We start from the raw sequence: 24,635 nt of genomic DNA, 5'->3' as shown, positions 1-24,635 counted from the left end.
TCCAGGAAAAAAAGTGCGATGTTGACGCACTGATTTCCTCCGTTGAGGGACGGAAGCAGCGAAGTGCGCTGTTCAACGTTGTACTCTGACGGGTGTCTAAGGGAATGGTACCATTTATAAGGAACGCGAAATGAAAGTCTGGATTGTTGCGTCACTCATGCTTCTGGGTACAGTGGCGGCAGCGCAGCCGAGGGGAACGGGGATACAGGGAACGGTGGTGGAGTCAGGAAGCGGAAAGCCCATGTTGAATGCCAATGTCGTGTTGCTTGATCTCCCGGATTCCGCTGCAGTCCGTGGTGCGGTGACGGGACGGGACGGACACTTCATGCTTCCGCATATCCGGCCGGGCAAATACCTGCTCCGCATTTCCTATATCGGCTATCACACCATTCTGCTCCCCGTGATCAAGGAGGAGGAGGGAATCGACTACGGTGAAATCCCCATGCGTGAAAGCTCCGTGCCGCTCAATGAGATCGAAGTGACCGGGAAGGCGCCGATGGCGACACTCAAAGGGGATACATCCGAATTCCTGGCGCAGGCCTACAAGCTCAATCCCGATGCCACAGCGGAAGATCTCGTCCGGAAAATGCCGGGAATTACCGTGAGCAGTGACAAGGTCGAATCCGGTGGCGAGGAAGTGAAGGATGTGCTGGTGGACAGTAAGCCGTTTTTCGGCAACGATCCACGCACGGTGCTGCGCAATGTCCCTGCCGAAATGATTGACCGCGTGCAGGTGTATGACAAGCAGAGCGAGCAGGCGCAGTTCAGCGGCATCAGCGACGGAAATGAAAGCAAAGCAATGAACCTCGTTACCAAGCGCACGATGCGCAATGCCCGTTTCGGGAAAGTGTATGGCGGGTACGGAGAGAACAACTACTATCGCGCAGGCTTTGCGCTCAATCTGTTCAACGGTGAACAACGCTGGTCGGTGCTCGGGATGTCCAACAATGTGAACGAGCAGAACTTCTCTTCCGAGGATCTCCTCGGGGTCATGTCGGGCGGAGGCGGATTCCGCGGTATGCGCGGTCCCGGCAGAGGGGGCGGACGTCCCCCTGGCGGTGGACCGGGTATGGGCGGCGGAACGGGCGATTTTCTCGTCGATGCCCAAAATGGAATTGCCAGCACGCATGCGTTCGGACTCAATTACATCGACAACTGGGGAAAAAACGTCGAGGTGTCGGGCAGTTACTTCATCAATTACAGCGACAACGAAGCGGTCTCCTCCCTGTTCCGCGAGTATGTTCTTCCTGACGCCGCCGGACAGCTGTACAATGAGGACGAGCAGGCAAAGACACAAAACATGAATCATCGTCTCAACATGAAGATCGACTGGTCCATCGACAGCCTGAATTCCATTCTCCTGCGTCCCCGGCTCACTCTGCAGCAGAACGATGGGAAAAGCCAGACACTGGCTGAGACCATGTTCAACGATGCGGCACTCAACAGCAGTGCCACATACTTTACTTCGGATCTTGCGGGACTGCAGTTTTCCAACGAGCTATTGTACCGCCGGCGCTTCGCCACTCCCGGCAGAAGTTTTTCCTGGGGAATCGAAAACTCCTACTCCCGCAACAACGGTGACAACACCCTCTACTCTGACTACACGGTGTACGGAAACGCCGCTGAGACGGATTCAATTAACCAGGTTTCAAGTCTACTGAAGGACGGCTGGTCGGTGGAATCGCGCCTGCAGTATACCGAGCCGCTGTCGGACGATTTTCGTCTCATGCTGCAGCACGACGCTGCGTACAGTGAAAACACTTCGGACAAGAAGACATGGGACCGTGATCTGGCGCTTGCGAACGATGTGCTCAATACCACTCTGAGTAATGAATTTGCCAACCAGTATCTGAGACAGAATGCAAGCGCGGGACTTAACTATGAGAATGACGATCTCGAGCTGTCCGCAAACATCGGCTATCAATGGTCGACGTTAAACAACGACCAGCAGTATCCCTATGTAAACTCTCTTGAACGCAGCTTTGGCAATGTCCTTCCTTTCGCACGCGGCCGGTGGAAAATATCCCGCAGCAAGAACCTGCATTTCTTCTATCGCAGCATGACCTCCCCGCCGAGCGTGGATCAGTTGCAGGACGTCCTTGACAACAGCAATCCCCTGCTTCTTTCCCTGGGGAATCCAGGCCTTGATCAGAGTGCTACACATTTCGCAGGCATGCGCTATTCTGCCACCGATCTGATGAATTCATCATACTTCTTCGTCTTCGCCATGGCGTCAACGACAGATGATTACATCGGCACGCATACGGTGATCGCGCGACAGGACACTGCGGTCTTCGGCGTTCCTCTGGCCGCCGGCACGCAGATTTCTCGTCCGGAGAACCTGAGCGGACAGTACACGCTGCGCAGCTTCATGACCTACGGACGTCCCCTGCCCCTGCTCAAATCCAATCTCAACCTGAATCTGAGGATGACAGTCAACAATACGCCGGGACGCATCAACGGGGTCGCCAATAACTCCCTGACGCGGAGTACGGGCCTCGGAGCTGTCCTGAGCAGCAACATCAGCCCCGACCTCGACTTTACACTCAGCAGCACTGCCCAGTACAACTGGGTGGAGAATTCCGTGCAATCACTGTCGAATACGGATTACCTGTCCGTCGACACGCGGCTCCGCTTCAACTGGATCATGTGGGGCGGCTTCGTGTTCAACACCGACCTCGCTCATCAGTTCTATGATGGACTCTCGGATGCGTACGACGATGATTATCTGCTCTGGAATATCAGCCTGGGCAAGAAATTCCTTCCAAATGACATGGGAGAGCTTCGGCTGACGATTTATGATGTACTCGGACAGAACAACAGCATCGCGCGCAACATTACTGACGTCTACATCGAAGACACACGCAGCAATGTGATTCAGCGTTACGTACTCTTGACCTTCACCTGGAATCTTCGGCAATTCGTGCGTTGAATTCGCGCAGGGAGACATGACGGGGTCACAGGACCCTTCCCCTCCGCTTCCCCACTGTATATAAAAGAAGGCCGTAAGCGCCTGCCTGCTTACGGCCTTCTTTCTCGTTCATCTGTTCACTCCACTCCCACACCTTCCTCCTCTAAAGGAATCCTCCTGCTCACCGAAAGCCCTCCTTCTCACCTGGCACCTCTCCTCCCCCTGCCTCCTTCCAGGGGCACCTCGAGAATCTGTATTACTGCACTTCGTTCTGCAGTGCCGCGATCAGCGAATTGTGCAGTGCCGTCCGGCCAAAAAATGCGCGATCGTGATCTGTGAGCTTGTTCCAGATATCCGCGTGCTGAGGCACACGCACATCCTTCCAGCAGCAATGGACCTTCATTTCCTGCTCACCATCGAACACACTGAGACAGAAACACTTCTTATTGCGAAGATCGAGTGTCGCTGTCACACCTGCGTCGTAGTCGCGCAGATTGATCAGTCCTTCCTCGGCACTTTCCACCACGAGTACGTAGTCACGCAGTTCGAGTGCCATGTCAGAAATGCGAATGTCGCCATCACAGCTTTGCACAACAATATCTTCCTCGACAAAGCGCGGCTGCGCTGTCAGGACAACGGGTATCAAGAGGACACCAAGGATCGCAGTCATCATCATCCGGGTTTTCATCTCGTCCTCCTTTCAAGAGGTTATTGACGACAGTCTCACTGATTCCCCTCCCCCATGCCTGCGTTGACACAGGACAGTCAGATAAGACTTGTTTGTTTGCTTGTTTGACCTGTGTACAAGACACGAAAAAGCAAGCCCGGAGACAATAGGTAGTAGCACCCATTTTCATAGGTACTAGTACGGAATCCTTACAGATTAATGGAAAACGCCACCCCGAAAGCAGTCTCGAAGACCGGAGTGGCGTTTTTGAAAAGAATATGGAAAAATCTGCCGCAGATATCGCGACAGCCGTTTGTCGTGTTATTGCGTAAGCATCAGGCGGCGCACGACGCTGCTTCCGGCCGAACTGACACGTACGAAATACATACCGGGCTGAAGTCCTTCAACATTCAACGTGGCACGCACTCCGTTAATGCCCACCCGCAGGCGCTGTTGCAGAATACGTCGACCAAGCAGGTCATGCACTTCGGCAAGCGCGTACCCCGGTGAAGGCAGGCGCAGATACAGTGTCACCTGTCCACTGGCCGGATTCGGATAGAGATCCAGGGCTTCGATGGCAGCCGGGAGTTTTCGGGCGTCAAGCACGGAGACCTGGATGACATTTGACCGCGCCGTACACCCGTTGCTGTCCGTGATCTCGACGACGTATGCACCAAGTTCGCTCAACTGATATTCCTGCCCGGTGGCTCCGGGAATGGGGACATAGTTTCGGAGCCACTGGTAGCTGGCAGCCGGTGTCGATGAAAGCAGATCACCGGTTCTGTTTATGAACGGCTTTGCCGGAGCGGGAAGCATGTTCACCTGCACAGGCTCGCTTCCGCCGACACAGCCGTCCGCGTCCGTCACGACCACGGAATAGAGTCCGCCCTTCGTCACCTGAATGGCACGCGTGTCCTCACCGGTGTTCCACTGGTATGAGACATACCCCGGATCCGCCGACAAGGTCAGCGTGTCACCTTCACAAAGCGGATTCGATCCGATAATCTGAATGGCCGGCGCGGGTGCGGGACGCACGGTAACGGTGACTGTGTCGGAGTAGCCGATCAGTCCTGTCTTCTCAATGACACGGCACCAGTACGTACCCGCGCTCTGCACTGTGATGGTACGGCTGACCTCGTGATTCGACCAGATATAGCTGCGGTACCCTTCACCCGCATCCAGCGTCACGGATTCGCCTTCACAGATAGTGAGAGGGCCATCCGCAGTCAGTGCGAAAGCGAAGGGAAATGCCATTGCCGGGATATGTACGTTGATGCTGCACTCACTCGTATCCGTCTGATCGGAGACCGTGCGGACGATGACGGGCACATCCAGTGCCTGCACGGGATATGGAAGTTCAGGAGCCAGCTCCCAGCCGACGATACCGGTTGTCTGCGCTGCTATCGTGGATGGGAGAACCGTTTTGATGTACTTGTCCGGAGCATCCGTGCCGGCGAGTTTGAGCTCCGGCGGAAGAACGATCTGAGATGTCACGTTGGAAAGCGGTGATGGCCCGTGATTCGTCACGGCAGCTGAGAGCTGGAACGGCTCGGGCGTATACAACTGCTGCGTCGAATCCACATGGATGTCCTCCGCGGTAATGATGCATCGCAGACTGGCGTCCGCACCGGCGATAAACAGCTTCGTACAGCATGTGATCGTGCGGTGGTTGTCGAACATGGCTTCAACGCAGATGAGTGTCGAATCGTCCGTGCTGCGATACACCGGTGTCATCTGCCATTCGGCGACCCCCATGCCGCTTACCTGAATCTCCGCGGGTGTGCCATACTGCGTATCACTCTGCGGTGCAACACGCGTCACCACTGTCGAGTCATAGGTGATACGATAGCGGACGTTCTCCGCCGCTGCGTTGCCTGTGTTGAACACCATCATCTTGATGGTAAAGGGATCGGGTTGATATTTCTTCATGGAATCATACCAGCGCACGCCATCCGGGTAATCCAGATCACAGAACACTTCCGGCAGGCGAGGATAGACGCAGACACGTCCACCCTGCAGTTCAAGACGATAACAGTTTTCCAGGAACTGCACATCCCTGATCACTACATCGCAGCATGTTGTATCCTGCACAGTCGCCAGTGTGAGCCGCAGTTCCATCAGTGTACCCGGGTCGTCAAGCGTCACACGTTCGGTTGTCCACATCCGCACGCCGCCGTTGACCGGTGAAACGTTGACGGGAACTCCTTCAAGCAGCGAACCGGCAGGGATGGCAAAACTCAGATGAGAAAAACAGGACTGCGAAGTCTCCACGGTGAAGCTGAATGGAGGGAGCGTCGCACCATCCAGATCCGTTTCGAGTGTGAGGGGAATGGACAGCGTATTGCCGGAAAATCCGGCGGTATCCGGAATACTTACCGCCAGCGGCGTATACGTCGTGGAATCCTGCGCCGCGCGGTATGTACGCGTTTTCACATCGGATCCGGAGCAGAATGCAGGCATGTGCAGCTCGACGGCATGCTGCTGTCCGTCACCGCATGTCGCGTCATATGTGATGCGACATTCCTGGAATCCCATCAGCATGATGGTGGAAATCTCCCGGTACACTTCCGGCAGCATGTTCGGATTCGCAACATTATAGAATCGCCCACCCGTCTGCAGTGCGAGCTGTTCCAACTGGGTGACGGGAACCGAGCTGCCAAGCCCCACAGTGTAGACACGTATTCGGTTGCTTGCGGCCAGATCCGCGATCTCCTGCATGGAATGCTGCGAGCTGTTGTCGTATCCGTCCGAAAGCAGGATGACTGCCCGGCAATCATTGATGCCGTTATTGATCAGTTCGATCACCCCGTCGAAGGCGCCATCCCACATCGCGGTCTGTCCGCTGGCGGGGAGATTATCTATTGCAGCGTAAAGCATTGGTTTCAAGGTTGTCATCTGCTGCATCACGGTGACATCCTGGTTGAAATACATGACGGTTGCTTCGTCCACGACTCCATCCATGACATCAACGAATGCGCGTCCTGCTGAGATAGCGGCAGCATTGCCGACACCGGTCATGCTGCCGCTCGCATCGAAAACCAGCGCGGTAGAAAGCGCACAGCGGCTCATGGGTGCGGGACAGGTCAGGCTGAAATTCTGTATCTCCTGGCCATTGTCGTAGAGTTCGAAATCGCTTTTCATCATGCCGTACGCTGGCGTCCCATTGCAGACGACACTGAAATAGCAATCGACGGTCGGCCAGTTCACGCTCACCCGCTTGAAATTCAGGTTAAGCTGGGCCTGCGCGGGGATGCTCCCAGCAATGAAAAAAAATGCTGTGATGAACAAAACAGAAATTGTGGTCGCGAACCGGACAATCCCTTTGCCGGCTCGGACCATGCGTGCACAAGTTGTCATGGTAGGTACCTCCGTATTTCTTATATAAACCCCTGCGAGGAGATTAGTTACATTTCCAGACAATGCCTGTCGTGCGAACGGTACCCGCAGAACTCAGGGTCGTTGCACAACGAGACATTTCAGGTATTGCTTTCCATCAGCATTGATCCGCAAAAGATATACTCCGGAGGGACGCCCAGCCAAAGGCAAGGTCAGCGGTGTTTGGGGTTTGGCATCGTGGACAACCTCCTGCCACACGCAGCGTCCCAGCATGTCATACATGGAAATATGCAGGTTCTGCATATTTCGCAGCACAACGGTCATATTCCCTGTGGAAGGATTCGGATAGACATCGACCTGCGCCTGCGGAGCAACAGCATCATCCAGATCAAGGACGGAGACGTCATACGGCGTTGACACCGCGGTGCAGCCATTACTGTCGGTAATCATGACGGAATACGAGCCTGTACGGTCGAGTGCGAGGAACTGATTCGTCTCTCCGGGGATATCCACACCGTTCAGGCGCCATTGATAGCGCACAGCCCGCGTGCAGGTGAGAACATCGAGGTTCCGCGTTATGGCGGGAACAGCGGCGACTGGTACCACCGCGACGGCGAGTGTATCGGATCGCCCGCTGCAGCCTGTGCTGTCGGTAACGGACACGGAATACATGCCTGTTCGAGTCACCTTTAACTCCGATGTGGTCGAACCGTTTGACCACAGGTACGAGGCATACGATCGCGCAGTGCTCAGTATGATGGTGTCACCCTCACAGATCGGGTTGCTCCCGCGTGTCGTCAACCGTGGTTCGGGACGTGGACGTACGAGGACCTCCAGCGTGTCGGAATGTCCCCAGCGGCCTCCATTCTCCTGGACGCTGCAGGAATAGCTGCCGCTCTGCCTGACAATGATGCTTCGCGTCCGCTCTCCGGTCGACCAGGCATAGGCCGCGTATCCCTTACCGGCATCCAGCCGGCACATGTCGCCTTCGCAGAATTCGAGAGGGTCGTCGGTGGACAGTGCAATTCTGAACGGTGTCTTCATCGCCGGAATGCGCACGACGTATGAGGCTTCTGTGCTGTCACCGTGCAGTGTGGAAATCTGCACGCGTACGAGGGCATGCACTTCTGCAGACGGCAATGGTGGCTGCACGGCCACTTCCCATTGCACGGAGCTCGAATCGCCCGGCGCCAGCCATGTGGGAGTCAGCGCCTTGCGATATCTGTCGGGCGCATCGGCGCCTGCAAGGTCGAGAGAGGACACGAAAAAGATTTTCGCCGCGATGCCCTGGAGGTTGTCCTGTCCCTCATTTTTCACTGTAGCTGTCACTGTAAGCGGCTGCGGCTTGTAAACACCGGCGAGCGTATCCGCACGCAGCGGCGGGACTTCGAGTGTGCACGAGACATCGCGCCGTGCCTGCTCGATGAGCACATCAGCACAGCAGCGTGCATCCCCGGCGTTCAATGCTTCCGCTTCGATGCAGATCAACGTCGTCACCTCCTCGCGCACGTGACGGGGAAGGAGGTCCCAGTGTACCTCAACGGTATCTCCCGGTAGAATTTGCTTAGGAATATCGCGCAGTGGCGAGGTCGGTTCGATGGACGCGATAGCGGAGGTATCATACTCCAGCGTGTAGCGCAGATCGGATGCGGTCTGAGTCCCATAGTTGGTGAAACGTGCGGTCACCCGAATTTTGGCAGGGACATAGATATCCTGAAGATCATCCCATTGCAGGCTTGCCGGAGCATCAATACTGCAGTCAATGCGGGCACGTCGTGGGATGATACAGAATGTTCCTTCTTCTATCACAGGCTGGAGACAGCCATAGGCCAGGTTCACGTTTTCGATGCGCAGGCTGCAGCAGGTTGTGTCATTGACATCGCGGAGACGGACACGTACTCTGAGCAAAGCACCGGAGCCATGGACGAGCACGGGCTCGTTGACGACGACGCGCAACCCTGACTCGGTAGGCTGTGCAACCACTGAAGCAGGTGACCACAGATCACTGCTGTCGAATGTCACACCCATGATATTGAGACAGCTGCCATCGGTCTTCAACGTAAACAGCATTGGTGGTATGACCTTGCCTGTCAATGGTGTCCGCAATTCAAGCGGCACCTCGAGTTCAGCCTCGCCGTATCCTGTCCGGTCTTCAAACCCGAGACGCAGATCCTTCCGCGTCGAAATATCCAATGGTGCCGTATACATGACGGAATCCGCGACTACGGCATTACAGCTGGTCAGCAGGGTGGAAATACGAATTTCATGCGGTAGTCCGTCAGCACAATCCGCGGTGTATGCGAGCCTGCACTCCCCGAAACCGACCATGATTGCGGTGGAGATTTCACTGACAATATCATTGAGACTCAGCTGTGGCGTTACAAGGAAAAACCCACCCCCGGTGCGCTCTGCGATTAGCTGCAGTTCCTGGGTACGGACTACGGAACTCATCGCAACGGTGAAAATCCGAATCTGTTCGTCTGTTGCCAGCTCGATCAAGGTCTGCGGCGTATTCACCGATCCCTTGTCGATGCCGTCCACAACGAGGATGACGGCCCGGCATTTGTTCATGCCATACGATACGACGGCATCGAGTCCTGCACGTGCACCGTCCCACAACAGCCGCCCTTCCCCGGCTGCCCGCAGCGATGCGGCTCCGATGAGCAGCAGCCCCTTGTCTGAATTCATCGTCTGCAGCACGGTGACGGAATCGTTGTACGAAATGATAGTCGCTTCGTCTGTCATCCCGTCCATGAAGCCGATAAACCGGTTGGCTGCATTGCGTGCATCAGCGACGTTACTTCCCTGCATGCTTTCACTTCCGTCAAATACCAGAGCGACGGACATCGGACAGTGCTGCGTCTGATCGGGACACTCGAGATCGAAGCTGCGTAATTCATTCCCCTGGTCGAAGATCTGCAGATTCTGCCGGTCGAATCTGAAATCCAGATAATGTGAACAGCTCGTGCGGAAAAACACTTCGACATCGGGCCAGGTGAGATTGACCCGCGTGATTTCCATCGCCGGCTGCGCAGTCGCATAGTTGCCGGCGGCAGCCAGTCCGATTGATAGCAGCAGATACGAAAGCCACCGCGTCAGCCCCTGCGCGGTGCCTGTGCACATGTTTCGTTGCATAATGGTCTTTCCTCCGTACCCCGAAAGATACGATAAAAGACCACAATGTCACGCACCGGGAGCAAGTTCCATATGCATGACACCATATACGCTATCCTCTTGCAGTTCACCGGCATCGAGCGCTTCGAGATACATCGGGGATATCGCACCGGCAAGGAAGGTGTCAATCTCGTCAAGCACGCTGTCATGTCCACCGAACATGGTCAGCAGGCGATGCAGACGCGTGCAGAGGCGCATGAGCTCCAACAACGTGCGATTGATCTGAATATCCATCGGCATGCTGTCATCGTAGATGCGCAACGTACAGCTCATGTTGAGTCCGCGAATGTATGCATTGACTTCCTCAATGCTCAGCAACGCATCGTCACCGTTTTCCTGCCGCGAGATGGCGCTTTGCGTCTGCCCGGACATTTCTGCCAGCATCGCCTGCGTGCAGCCCCTGCGTTCCCGCAGCCGCGTGAGCCAGCTGATGACAGCGCGGGGGTCGGTGTGCTGTGGTTCGCTTTCCGCCATCATCTGCATGAAAACGGGATCGAGTTCATCTTCGATCAGCGTACCATGATCGTCCACCATCTCTTCTTCTGCTGCCGGTGTTGCGTCGTGTTGTTTTTCGCTGCTCATCGCATTCTCCCATGAATAGTGAATATGCAGTTTCTGCATAAATGTATCTCTGCCGGGGTAGCGGACTCAAGTCTGGAACGCATCCGGTCTGGAATGCATCCGGTATGGAATGATCCCTGATAAAAAGGGACACCCCGTCCCTCTGCGCGAAGCCGGGGGACGGGGTGTCCGTGTCGTGAGAAGATATGCGGGTTATTTCACCAGCAGCATCTTCTTCTGGTCATGGAAGACTGCGCCGCTTTCGCCCCTGGCGACGATACGGTAGTAGAACAGACCGGAGGTCGAAGTGCCTTCGACGGACTGGCTGTCCCACACAACCGCATGCGTGCCGGCCGATGCGACCTGATCAACTAGGACGGAGATCTCCTTGCCGAGGGAGTTGTAGACCGCGAGGTACACGGTGCTGCGCTCCGGCAGGCTGTAGGTGATCGTTGTCGTCGGGTTGAAGGGGTTCGGGTGGTTCTGACTGAGCGAGAAACCACTCGGACGCAGATCGGGTCGGATCGCCTTGGGAGGCGGTACGGCGTAGAAGCCGACGACGAAGCGCGCTTCATCAAAGCCCTTGTTGATCGCATCACAGGCCTGCGCGATATCCGCGTAGGAGATGTTTGCGAACGTTGCTCCAGCCAGCGCCTGGTTCGCGAGATCGAGCAGATCCAACGGGGTGACGTTGAGTCCGTTCGAACCGAGATAGGTCAGGACATTCGGCGGGAAGTAGACATTGATAAAGGTGCTGTCGGGCATGTCGTCATTGTCACCGCAGATACCGTTCATATAGTCGGCACCTTCCGTCCGCATCCAGGGCGTGTTGGGCGGCGGCAGGAAGAAACTGGTGCCGAGCAGGGTATCCAACCTGAGGTTCAGAGCGAGAGTAACCGTCTGAGCCAGCAGGGAGTTCCGGAAGCGGCCGTTCTTCAGCGGCAAGTTGCCAGGAATGATATTACAGTTGTTTCCGTAATGGTAATCATGGCCAAGAGCCGTGGAAGGACCACCACCAGGCAGGTTTCCGATCACGCAGGCGGCGTCGCCGGCTACGATGGAAAGGGATCCGGAGCCGAGCACACCAACCCTGATGGTGTCGTGTGCCTGCAACAGCGAATCAATGAGACCCTGCGTGGAGAGGAGCAGTGACCCGCAATACCGTCCACCGGTATTACCGTAGAAGCCCTGTGTCAACGTACGGAACTCGTTGCAGAGTTCGATGATGTTCTGAGACACCGTGACGGACTCATTGCCACAGGTATCGACAGCCTTCCACCAGCGAGTGTGGATGTACTTGCCGAGCACCCAGACAACGGTATCCTTCACGACAATCAGTTCAGGATCGTTATCGCAGTTGTCGCTGTACGTGGGATCCGTAAAGTCGATAACACCACCGCAGAAGACGGTATCGTCAGCTGCAGGGGTGATCACCGGCGGTACGTCATCCACGACAGTAATGGTCTGACTGACAAGTCCGCTTTCGTTACCGCAACCGTCAACGGCCTTCCAGGTACGCGTGACTGCGTAGTTCTGCGGGCAGTTGCCAGGTACGGTGACGTCGTTACCGACCTGCATGATCGTCGGGACACCGCAGTTGTCGGTCGCCGTTGGCGTACCGAACACCGGGGTCTCGGTGCATGCGATGGTCGTGTCATTCGGCACATACGTGAACACCGGCGGGGTGCCGTCGATGGTCGTGTTGTACATGACGGAGTCGACATTGCCACAATCGTCCGTTGCGTACACGGTGATGACCGCGTTGCAGTCACCAACGGTGTTGGCGCTGAGCGTTACACCGCTGCAGACGTCGCTGGAAGTCGTTGCAGCAATAGCTGCGGCTTCAGCGAGAGCCTCCGTATCGTAGCAGGTGCCAATGACACCGGCCGAAATCGAAGGCGGCGTCGTATCGACAATCGTGAACGTCGCGGAAGTGGAGTCGACGTTGCCGCAGTCGTCAGTGGCATAGAAGGTCACCGTCGCGCTGCCGGTTTCGCCGCAATCATCGCTCAGACCTGTGAAGTTGTTGCTCCACGTGAAGTTCGAGCAGACGTCGCTCGCCACGGCGCCACCATTACTGGCGAGCCATGCGTTGAGGTCAGCCGGATTGCCCTGACCGTCACACTCGACCGTCTTGTTCTGCGCAGCCGTCGTAATATCAGGCGGCGTGGTGTCGACGATGGTAAAGCGTGCGGACGTGGAATCCACATTGCCGCAGTCATCGGTCGCGTAGAACGTGACGTCTACGTAGCCGCTGCCGCCGCAACCCGGAACGAAGTTGTTGGGATCGTAATTGTTCGTCCATGCGAAGTTCGAACAGACGTCACTGGCAACTGCGCCGCCGATATTGGCAAGCCAGCTGTTCAGCGAGGCCGTGTTTCCGGAACCGTCACATTCAACCGTCGTATCCTGTGCCGCCACGGTGATGTCCGGCGGAGTAGTATCGACGATGGTGAAGCGTGCGGAAGTGGAATCCACGTTTCCGCAGTCGTCAGTTGCGTAGAAGGTCACGTCAACGTAACCGCTGCCACCGCAACCCGGGACAAACCTGTTGGGATCGTAGTTGTTGGTCCATGCAAAGTCGGAGCACACGTCGCTGGCAACCGCACCGCCGATATTGGCGAGCCAGTTGTTCAGGTCGGTGGTGTTGCCCTGACCGTCGCATTCGACCGTCGTATCCTGTGCCGCGACAGTAATGTCAGGCGGTGTGGTATCCACGATCGTGAAACGTGCCGTGGTGGAGTCGACATTGCCGCAGTCGTCGGTCGCGTAGAACGTGACATCGACATGACCGCTGCCGCCGCAGCCAGGCACGAAGTTGAGTGCGTTGTAATTGTTCGACCAGGTGAAGTCGGAGCAGACATCGGTCGCCGTGGCTCCACCGTTATTATTGAGCCAGTTGTTCAGATCCGTCGTGTTGCCGTTGCCATCGCATTCAACCGTGGTGTCGGATGCTGCGGTAACAGTCGGCGGTGTGGTATCAACGATGGTGAAGCGTGCGGAAGTGGAATCCACATTGCCGCAGTCGTCCGTCGCGTAGAATGTGACGTCGACGTAACCGCTGCCACCGCAACCAGGCACGAAATTGTTCGGATCGTAACTGTGCGTCCATGCAAAGCCGGAGCAGATATCGCTGGCAACGGCTCCGCCATGGTTATTGAGCCAGTTATTCAGGTCGGTCGTATTTCCATTGCCGTCACATTCGACCGTCGTGTCCTGCGCCGCGACAGTGATGTCAGGTGGCGTGGTATCAACGATGGTGAAACGTGCGGTGGTGGAATCAACATTGCCGCAGACATCGGTCGCGTAGAACGTAACGTCCACATAACCGCTGCCACCGCAACCAGGTACGAAGTTGTTCGCATCGTAATTGTGCGACCAGCTGAAGTCGGAGCAGATGTCACTCGCAACAGCACCGGCAAAATGCGCCAGCCAGTTACTGAGATCCGTCGTGTTGCCCGAGCCATCGCATTCGACCGTGGTATCCTGTGCTGCGACAGTGATGTCCGGCGGCGTCGTGTCAATGATGGTGAAGCGCGCGGAGGTGGAATCGACATTGCCACAGTCATCCGTTGCGTAGAACGTGACATCGACAAAGCCCGTGCCGCCACAGCGCTGCACGAAGTTGAGTGCGTTGTAGTTGTTCGTCCAGTCGAAGTCGGAGCACACGTCGCTGGCAACTGCGCCGCCGATATTGGCGAGCCAGTTATTCAGGTCGGTGGTGTTGCCCTGACCGTCGCACTCGACCGTGGTATCCTGCGCCGCAACGGTGATGTCGGGAGGCGTGGTATCCACGATGGTGAAGCGTGCCGTGGTGGAGTCGACGTTGCCGCAGTCGTCGGTCGCGTAGAACGTGACATCGACATGACCGCTGCCGCCGCAGCCAGGCACGAAGTTGAGTGCATTGTAATTATTCGTCCACGTAAAGTCTGAACAATCGTCGCTGGCCGTGGCGCCGCCATGGTTGTTCAGCCAGTTGTTCAGATCCGTGGTATTTCCGTTTCCGTCACACTCGACAGTCGTGTCGGATGCGGAGGTTACGAGCGGCGGCGTGGTGTCCTGGATCGTGAAGGTTGCGCTCGTGGAATCCACGTTGCCGCAATCATCCGTCGCGTAGAAGGTCACCGTTGCCGCGCCGGTGGCACCGCAGAGATTGGAGAGACCACTGAAGTTGTTGCTCCAGGTCACACCGCTGCAGATGTCACTGGCGACAGCGCCGCCGTTGTTGTTCAGCCAGTTGTTCAGATCCGTCGTGTTGCCCGAGCCATCGCACTCGACCGTGGTATCCTGCGCCGCGGTCGTAATCGTCGGCGGCACGGTATCCTCGATGGTGAATGTCGCGGTGGTGGAATCCACATTGCCGCAGTCGTCGGTGGCGTAGAACGTCACCGTCGCCGCGCCGGTGGCGCCGCAGAGGTTGGACAGACCGCTGAAGTTATCGCTCCAGGTTACGCCGCCGCAGGCATCGTTGGCTGTGGCACCACCATGACTGGCGAGCCATGCAGCGAGTGCAGCCTGGTTGCCGTTACCGTCGCACTGGACCGTGAGGTCAGATGCCGCGGTCACGACAGGAGGCGTGTTGTCTTCGACGAAGATGGTCTGGGAACAGGTATCAGCATTGTTATAGTTATCGACCGCGACCCAGGTGCGGGTCACACTGTACTCGTTGGGACAGTTCCCGGGACTGGTAACGGTGCTGAGTATGGTGATCACAGGGTTGGGATCGCAGTTGTCCGTCGCCGTAGGAGGCGTGAACGGCAGAGGACTCGGTGCGGGGCACTCGATGGTCGTATCTGCATGGCAGAGAATGTCCGGCGGCGTAATGTCGCGCACATCCACTGTCAGCGAGCAGGTGCTGGTACAGAACGGGAACGTGGTTTCCGTAATGGTCAGCATAAGGGTGAACTGTCCCTGCGCGTTCGGTACATCCACACTCACCGTCTGATTGCTGGTGGAGCCGTTGATGCTGCCGTTTCCGCTGATACTCCAGGCATAGGTGAAGGCACCGTTGGGACCGGTGTAAATGTTACCGGTGGAACCCGGACACACATCACCCGGCGGTTGAATCGAGCAAACCGGAGGTGCGGTGACGGTGATCGTACGGGAGACGGTCTCCGTGCAGCCAAACACGTCGGTCACGATCAGGGTCAGCGTAAAGCTGCCTGCACCGGTGGACATCACGGTGACGGAATCATCCGTGGTGCTCGAGGTGATGCTGCCATTTCCGGTAATCGACCAGTTCCATGCGACGATGGAATCCTTCGGGAGCGGGGAATTCACATCGAAGTCAGCATAGTAAATATGTCCGCCGGTCTGCTCGCAAACCGCGGAATCACCCGCGATATCGAAGTCCGGGATCGGGAACACATTCACTGTTCCGGAGCAGCCAGAGGAGGTAAGACCGTTGGCGTCCGTCAGCATCACTGTATATGTACCGGCAGCAGACGCCGGGACAACGATGCTCTGTGTATTCGCTGTGAAATTGTTGGGACCCGTCCACGCGTATGTGTACGGCGGCGTTCCCTGTGCAATACGCTGTGCGGTGAGGGTAACCTGCGAGCCATCGCATATTGTGGTGTCCATCGGGAAGACCGCGCAAATCGGAGCGGGGATGTAGTTACCGAAATCAAGATCACCGAACACGGTGATGGTATCGATCTGCAGTTCCCAGGCGAACGGACCGGTTCCCATCGCCACTAGTGATGCAGGCGACACGACACCGGAAGCCGTTCCAGCAGTGGAAGCATTGTCCGGATACGTCTGTTCCCACGTCGAAGGCGGGGTCTGCGCAAACGCCGGTGCAGCCAGCGTGTAGCCGGAAGAAAGTCCTGTCGTAGGTGCAGCCGCAATTTCCTCAAGCACCAGGTAGGGCGAGGCCGGGAGTCCGGTCACCTGCCATTGTCCTGAATTGTCGGTGTATACCGTATCGAAAATGATTGTCGGACCCACGAAGGCGATGTAGATGGGCCAGCCATCCAGAACTGCCTCTCCCGGATCCTGAATCTGATCGCCGTCCACATCATGCCATTTCAGACCGGAAAGTTCTCCGGTAGGTGCGGGAGGGATCGGGATCGAAACAGTCTTGTTTCCCTGTGTGAGGTAGGTGTGACCGGAAGAGCCGGACACATATCCGGAACCATTGCGCTGGTCCCCGGGGAAACCTGTGTAATTGTACAAGTAGCCACCCCATCCATCCGTTGGTGGCGCATCATACTGATTCTGCAGACTGTTTGCCCAGACAAAGGTCTGAGACAGATGCATGTTGAAATAAATGTACACGGTGCCACTCGGGACATTCCCGATACCGCCATATGCGTTGATGATATCCTGTCGCGTAATTGTAAAACAACGCGTCAAATCATCTACACCGCCGATACCGCCATTCGTGGCGCGGTGCACCTGAGAAGTGTCAAGATTGAGAAGATGCCAGTTGCTCCAGACATACTCGTTGCCGAAACTCGTGACACCCTTATTATTCTGCGCAATATTCAACTCGGTAAGATTATTGAGCGAAGCCAGTGTACCCAGGGTATCTGTAGGCCACCCGTGATACTGACCGCTCGTATCCGCTCCGATCTGGATTCCGCGCACGAGATCGACGAAGCGGGCATCCTGATTGCCTTTCGTGAAGTCGTAGCAAATGGTGATATCGGAAAATCCGGCATTATTGATATTGAAGTTGATGAGCTGGAGCCGGTATGGCACCCACTCCCCTTCATCCCAGGTATTTCCCAGGTTACCTGTCGTCCAAGTCAGGGACAGGCTCCCGTTTCCGGCCTGGTTAGCCCGAAAACCTTCGTAAAACCCCGCGGACCATCCAGTCTGCGCCTGTGCTGGCAGAGCGAATGCCAGCAGCAAAAGCAGCAGTCCCGCGAGGAAACTGGTACATCGTGTCATGTATTCCTCCTCAATTCACTGTGAAAGATGTCTAGTGGTGTATCATTGCAAGCAGATGCACATAATTGTGCGACAGAGGCGGTTCCCTCAGCACAATCGCTGCATTTACTGATAGAGACGACCGGGCGGGCCACACGAGAAATCCCGATCCGGCGTCCATGTTGTCATGCTTCCTTTATCGCGAAGGTGTCTGTTCCACTGTGCCTCAAAGAGCTGTGAGCTTTCATTGAGCTGTGAGCTTTCATTGAGCTGTGAGCTTTCATTTCAGCACAGGCGGCAGTATGGATTAATCCACCTCCCGCCGGGACAGACACATATCCGGCGCAATTCCCGGATATAAATCATTCTATTTGTCCGAAAGTGACGTGTGCATTATGCACTCCGGCATTGAAAAAGTCAAGAGAGAGTCGAATTTATTTTGATTTGGTTTAAATAAATGTCAAATCCGGGCCGGGAACGGCCCTTTTCTCCACTCCAAAAACATTGGATTGGCCATGGATTCGGCCAATTCATGGCAGCAACCGGGCCCGGAGATCATGAATATCATATCCAGATGCCGCACGTCGGGAATGGTCGAACAAAAAAAGCGCCCCGGAATCGGGGCGCCTGACAGAAGTGATGAGTTTGGAATGATTACCGCAGGAGCATCATGAGACGTTCACGAACGAACTCACGATTGCTCTCGCGGGACTTCGCATGAATCCTGTAGATATAGCTTCCGGATGGCATCTGTGATCCGAAGCTCTCCGTGGCATTCCAGATGGCGTAATGCATACCGGCCGGAAGCACCTCATCGACAACGGTCGCGACGGTGCGTCCGAGAGTATTGATCACGCTCAGCTCGACCACGCTCTCTTCCGGCAGGAAGTAGCGTATTGTCGTCGTGGGATTGAAGGGATTGGGATAGTTTTCATACAGTGCATATTCATTCACGCCAGGCTGTGAGTTCTGCTCAGCAGCACCCTTGGAGAATACGTTGATACTGCAGGAGGCTTCACATGCGGCGTTGTTGGGATCGCTGGAAGTCCAGTTGGCGTCCCGCACCAAGAGGGTCACGAGTCCGTTGAAGCTGCAGTCCACGTCCACGAAGGGATCGGGTGACGCGAACGGCATCCAGTTATAGGTATACGGGGGCGTTCCACCCGATACGGTCGCAGTGATGGTCCGGACACCATTGACACAGGGACCGAGCGTGCAGACCACCGTGAGTGGGGGCGGCTCGTATATATTGATGGTCACTGTATCCATGCACTGGTTGGCATCCACCACCGTGAAGGTATGCGTTCCGGCTCCATAGGTGAAGGTACCTACCCCACTGTACGGCGGGGTTCCGCCATATGCCGTAATGGTTACCGTGGAGGTGCCGCCATGGCAGAGAATGGGGGTCGCGTTTACTGCGGCGTAGAGCGCAGGCGGACCCGCGACGGTTGCCTGTACGGTATCGCGGCAGCCATTCGCATCCACGACGATGAACTCGTATGTCCCCGGGGTCCTGGAGAAGGTCCCGGTGCCGGTGTATGGCTGGGTTCCTCCCATCGCCGTGATGACAATGTCGCCGCTGTTCTTGCCACAGAGCACGGTCGGTGTATTTGCCATTGCCACGAGTTCCGGCGGTTCTGTAATCGTAATGGTCGCATACTCCGTGCAGCCACGTGCGTCGGTCACCGGGAAGATATACGTGCCTGCATACTTGATGAACGTTCCGGTTCCAGTATATGGCGCTGTGCCTCCGGAGGCAGTAACGGTGACTGTCGATACATCTCCATGACAGAGAATCGGGGTCGCCGTCGCTGTGACCGAGAGAGGCGGAGGATCGATGAGGGTGATGGAGACGGAATCCGTGCAGCCGTTGCCGTCGACGATGACGAACGTATGCGTGCCGGCACTGCGATCGAAGCTTCCGATTCCACTGTATGGCGGGGTTCCACCGGAAGCGGTAACGGTGAGCGTGGCTATCCCGCCATTGCACGGGATCGGTCCACCCGTCACTGCTGCAACAAGTGCAGGCGGCTCGATAATCGTCACAACCACGGTGTCGGTGCAGCTGTTCGCATCGGAGACCACGTACGTGTATGTGCCGGCGCCGACGGTGAAGGTCCCGACACCGTTGTACGGTGGCGTACCACCCCAGGCCGTGACATCGACTGTTGAGGTACCGCCATGACAGAGTATCGGGGTCGCGTTGGCCGAAGCGTACAGGGCCGGGGGACCGGTGATGGTTACCTGTGTCGAGACCTTGCAGCCATTGGCATCCTCTACCTCGAAGGTGTGCGTTCCGAGTCCGCGATAGAAGCTGCCAGTGCCAGTGTAGGGAGAGGTCCCGCCCGTTGCGGTCACGGTAACCAGTGTGCTGTCTTTTCCACACGAAACCGAAGAAGCTGTGGCCACGGCCGAAAGTGCAGGAGGCTGCGGAATATTGACTGTCGTTGTTGCCGTGCAACCGTTTGCATCCGTTACGGTGAAAGTATGGCTGCCTGCACTGACAGTGAATGTCCCGGTTCCGGTGTACACCGGTGTACCACCGTGCGCGGTCACTGTAACGGTAGATGAGCCTCCGTTGCAGAGAATCGGGGTAAACGTGGATGCCGCTACAAGCAGTGGCGGCTCCTGCAACGTAATGGAAACGGTGTCGGAACAGCCATTGACATCGCTGACGATGTAGGTATACGTTCCTGCTCCCTCGGTAAATGTACCCGTTCCATTGTACGGAGCTGTTCCACCACTGGCTCCAACCGTGATCGTTGTCGTCCCACCGTTACAGAGAATCGGTGCTGCACTGATGTCGGCAACCAGCGTCGGCGGATTCACTATCGTGAGCGCCTGCGCTTTCGAGCAACCGTTCGCATCGGTAACGACGAAGGTAAATGTGCCGCCACCGCGCATGAAGGTACCCGTGCCAGTGTAGGGAGAGGTGCCGCCACTTGCCGTAACCGTGACGACGGAACTGTCGCCATGGCACGATATCGGGGTTGCACTGGCTGTCATGGTAAGAGGAGGCGGTTCCGCGATGCTGACAGTTGTCGAAGCGGAGCAGCCATTGTCATCGGTGACAGTCAATGTATGCGTTCCGGCGCTCTTGCTGAAGGTGCCAACACCGTAGTACGGTGGCGTGCCGCCTGATGCGGACACGGTGACCGTTGCACTGTCTCCGTTGCAGAGAATGGAGGTTGTCGTTGCCGTAATGGTCAATGCCGGCGGTTCGGTCAATGTGACCGTTGCGCTGTCCATACAGCCATTTGCGTCCGTGACGGAAAATGTATACGTGCCCGGACCTTTTGTAAAGCTGCCCGTACCGGAATACGGAGGTGTTCCGCCACTCGCGTTCACTGTAACATTGCTGCTGCCACCATTGCAGAGAATCAGCGGTGCGGTGAGGTTCACGGTAAGTGCCGGCGGTTCGTTCACGTTCACAGTTGCATTTGCGCTGCAGCCTTTCGCATCGGTCACGGTGTACATGTAGGATCCGGCTCCTTCCGTAAAGGTTCCCGTTCCCGTATACGGTGGCGTTCCGCCTGTTGCACTGACCGTGATGGTTGATGTGCCACCATTACACAGGATGAGTGTCGCTGTTGCGGATGCCGTGAGTGACGCGGCAGGCTGCGTAAGTGTGACACTCGTTGAAGCACTGCAGCCATTCGCATCGGTAACCGTGAATGTATGCGTACCTGCAGAAAGTGTAAACGTACCCGTGCCTGCGTATGGCGGCGTACCACCACTCGCCGATACGGTCACTGTGCCACTTCCGCCGTAACAGTTGATCTGCGAGGTGATCGCTGCACTGATGTTCAAAGCGGTTGCAGGTTCCGTCAATGTCGCGGATGCGCTGGCCGAGCAGCCTTTTGCGTCAGTGACGGTGAAAGTGTAGGTCCCTGCGGTTTTCGAGAATGTTCCCGTACCGGTGTAAGGGGGCGTACCACCGCTCGCGGTCACCTCGATTGTACCAGTACCGCCGTGGCAGTTGATCGCACTGGTCACCGCCGCAGCAACTGCCAGTGCCTGCGCAGGCTGCGTGATGGTCAGGGTCGTCGATTCTGAGCAGCCGTTCGCATCCGTAACGGTGAAGGTGTGCGTCCCGGCCGACAGGGTAAATGTGCCCGTGCCGGTGTAGGGTGGCGTACCGCCACTCGCAGTCACGTCTACTGTCGCGGTGCCACCGTTGCAGTTGATCGCACTGGTCACGGCAGCGCTTACGCTCATGACGGAGGCAGGTTCGGTCAGCGTCAGGCTGGTCGATGCAGTGCATCCTTTCGCATCCGTAACAGTAAACGTATGTGTCCCGGCCGTCAGCGTGAATGTGCCGGTACCCGTGTAAGGCGGGGTACCACCGGTTGCGGAAACCTGGACAGTGCCCGTACCGCCGTGACAGTTGATCTGTGAGGTGATGGCAGCACTGATATTCATCGCTGTCGCCGGTTCCGTGAGGGTGACACTCGCTGACGCCGAACATCCGTTTGCATCCGTCACCGTGAAGGTGTGGGTTCCGGCGGTCTTCGAGAACGTTCCCGTCCCTGTATATGGAGGAGTACCTCCACTCGCCGTGACCTCAACTGTCCCGGTCCCGCCGTGACAGTTGATCTGCGAGGTGATTGCCGCGTTGACAGAAATCGCCGCAGCAGGTTCAGTCAGCGTCACCGTTGCTGATGCCGTGCAATTGTTGGCATCCGTAACGGTGAACGTGTACGTGCCGGCGGTATTGTTGAATGTACCGGTTCCGTTGTAAGGTGGCGTTCCGCCGCTTGCGGTCACGTCAATCGTACCGCTGCCTCCATGGCAGCTGATCGCCGACGTTACTGTTGCTGCGACGGCCAGAGCATTTGCCGGCTGCGTGATGGTAAGAGTTGTCGACTCGCTGCAACCGTTCGCATCTGTGACAGTGAAGGTGTGCGTACCGGCGGACTTCGAAAATGTACCGGTACCGGTGTACGGTGCGGTACCACCACTTGCGGTGACGCTTACCGTGGCGTTGCCGCCATTGCAGCTGATTGCCGATGTGACTGCTGCGCTGACGTTGAGCGCGGATGAAGGCTCCGTGAGGGTTACAGTCGCGGAGGCCGAACAGCCATTCGCATCTGTCACAGTGAGGGTATGGGTGCCGGCAGTGAGCGTCTGCGTGCCGGTTCCACTGTATGGAGGCGTGCCGCCGCTGGCGGACACCACCACCGTACCGCTGCCGCCGTAGCAGCTGATCTGCGATGTGATGAGCGCGGCAACCTGCATCGCCGGAGGTTCGGCCAGCGTAAATGATGTGGTTTCGCTGCAGCCCATGGCATCGGTGACAGTAAATTGATGCGTTCCCGCGCTGAGAGTGAACGTTCCCGTCCCGGTGTACGGCGGCGTGCCCCCCGCAGCGGAAACCGTGACCTGGCCCGTTCCACCCGCACAGCTGATAGCTGCACTCGTCACGGCTGTGACATTGAGCGTGGGAGCGGAGGCAACCGTCAGCGTTGCATAGCTGACACAGTTATTGGCGTCGTAGACAGAGAAATGATGTGTGCCCGGACCACGTTGGAATTTTCCGGTCCCGCGATAGGGTGGTTTTCCACCCACAGCAGACACGGTAACTTCCGCAGTGCTGTTGCTGCAGATCAGTGCAGCATTGGTAACCGCAGAAGCGATGAGTTCGGATGGTTCACTTACAGTGATCGTAGCGCTGTTGCTGCAGCCATTCGCATCGGTTACCGTGAACGTGTGCATTCCCGCATGCTTCAGGAAGGTTCCGGTCCCGGAATACGGCGGTGTCCCACCACTGGCGGTCACGATGACAGGTGTCCGATTCCCGTTGCAGAGTATCGGCTGAGCAACCGCTGACACGGCAAATCCGTTGACGCTGACCTGGATGGGACAGCTGACGGTCTGCACCCCGTCGCGCACAATTACGGTAAGCGTGTAGCTTCCCGGGAGATTGCCCGCATCAACCGTGACCGTGGAGCCTGTCGGTGAAGTGACAATGGACGCACCACTGGTGTTATTCGATAACGACCAGGTGTAACTCAGTCCCGTAAGTGTTGTGTTGAATGTATAACTGTTCTGTGTGTTCGCGCAGACAACATCTGGTCCGATCGTACTGCAGGTAATGCTCTGCATCACCGCAGCACTGGAAATCTGATTGTCCTGATTCCCGAGCGATTGATTGTCGAGCCTGTCGAGCATGAAGTGGTATGATCCACCCTTGATGCTCCCTGCACCGAGTCCGGCACCGTAGCCGATACCAGTTCCAGCACCGGTGACATCGATGCTCATCGCGAGGTGACTCGCGATTTCGATGAGCACGGAGGCTGAAGACGATGTCCATGTCAGCGTGTATTGTGCGAGAGGATCTGCACCGCTCGTGTATCCATCGAAGGTGATGCTGGCGGAGGTGATATTCGCATCACCGTAAAGCATCAATTCACGTTTACCAAAACGCTGTTCGTAGGCCTTCGCACTTGCTTCAACATCATGCCCGAGAATGGACCCCATCTTCCAGGGCAGTTCCACACTTCGCGAAAACATTCCGCGCACCTGTGCACAGATCGCACCCATGTTCTTTGGGGGACCGATCTCATCCCCACAGGGATTGAGGGTATGCATGACGGTGGGACCGACGATGGCGATAGCAGCCTTGACCGCCTGGTCATACGAAGTGAGAAAGTCATACGCGTGCTTTCCGCTTTTCGTCGCGCGGTGACTGAACTTGAGCGTATGCACATCCCCTTGCGTCGACGGTATATTCATGAAGAATATCCGCTGAGGAACGGACATCCCCTCGTAATAGATGGAATTGTTCCTCTGCAGGATCGACTGGGTCCAGTGAATTTCACCGGTAATGTAGGGACTGTCGTCATTCGCGGCCTGCCTGAAATCCGTGCGCAGGGGCTGCGCGACCAGACTGCCTGCAGCGAAGAAGACAATCAATATCAGTGCAAATGCTGGAGCTGAACGTTGCATGCTGCACCTTTTTGCTGGTTGATGTCAATGAACTTTGCATCTCGCAGCGGCTTGCATTCACTGTGCTACGAGTGCAATACGCAGTCTAGCACATCAACCTTACAGCGGACTGAACCCTACATTACGAAATCCTTTCAGTTGCATTACAGTTTTGTAAGAAAG

At 56.6% G+C, this 24,635-nt stretch carries 7 protein-coding genes; 1 reads left to right on the top strand and 6 read right to left on the bottom strand.

Annotated elements, in window-relative coordinates; translation table 11 throughout:
* Positions 1–130: 130 nt before the first annotated feature.
* Complete coding sequence (locus KQI65_16350; protein MCB2206316.1) at positions 131–2,932, top strand: outer membrane beta-barrel protein; 2,802 nt, start codon at positions 131–133, stop codon at positions 2,930–2,932.
* A gap of 235 nt (positions 2,933–3,167) precedes the next feature.
* On the opposite strand, the gene KQI65_16345 is transcribed toward KQI65_16350, so the two are convergent.
* The 6 genes from KQI65_16345 to KQI65_16320 form a co-directional block, all read right to left on the bottom strand.
* Complete coding sequence (locus KQI65_16345; GenBank protein MCB2206315.1) at positions 3,168–3,599, bottom strand: hypothetical protein; 432 nt, start codon at positions 3,597–3,599, stop codon at positions 3,168–3,170.
* 300 nt (positions 3,600–3,899) lie between these two features.
* Positions 3,900–6,935 (bottom strand): VWA domain-containing protein, encoded by a 3,036-nt coding sequence (locus KQI65_16340; protein ID MCB2206314.1) that lies wholly within the window; start codon positions 6,933–6,935, stop codon positions 3,900–3,902.
* 93 nt (positions 6,936–7,028) lie between these two features.
* Positions 7,029–10,049, bottom strand: a complete 3,021-nt coding sequence (locus KQI65_16335; GenBank protein ID MCB2206313.1) for a VWA domain-containing protein — start codon at positions 10,047–10,049, stop codon at positions 7,029–7,031.
* A gap of 48 nt (positions 10,050–10,097) precedes the next feature.
* Entirely contained in the window at positions 10,098–10,709 is a 612-nt protein-coding gene (locus KQI65_16330; protein MCB2206312.1) for a helix-turn-helix domain-containing protein, read from the bottom strand.
* 153 nt (positions 10,710–10,862) lie between these two features.
* Positions 10,863–17,546 carry a hypothetical protein gene (locus KQI65_16325; GenBank protein MCB2206311.1) on the bottom strand — a complete coding sequence of 2,228 codons (6,684 nt, stop codon included), beginning with the start codon at positions 17,544–17,546 and terminating at the stop codon, positions 10,863–10,865.
* Between the two features lie 633 nt (positions 17,547–18,179).
* Positions 18,180–24,473, bottom strand: a complete 6,294-nt coding sequence (locus KQI65_16320) for a hypothetical protein (GenBank protein MCB2206310.1) — start codon at positions 24,471–24,473, stop codon at positions 18,180–18,182.
* Between the last annotated feature and the right edge of the window lie 162 nt (positions 24,474–24,635).

Source organism: bacterium (assembly GCA_020444325.1).
GTDB lineage: Bacteria > Bacteroidota > Ignavibacteria > SZUA-365 > SZUA-365 > BM516.
Note: the sequence above shows the minus strand (reverse complement) of the source record. Positions and strands in the feature narration are given on the sequence as shown.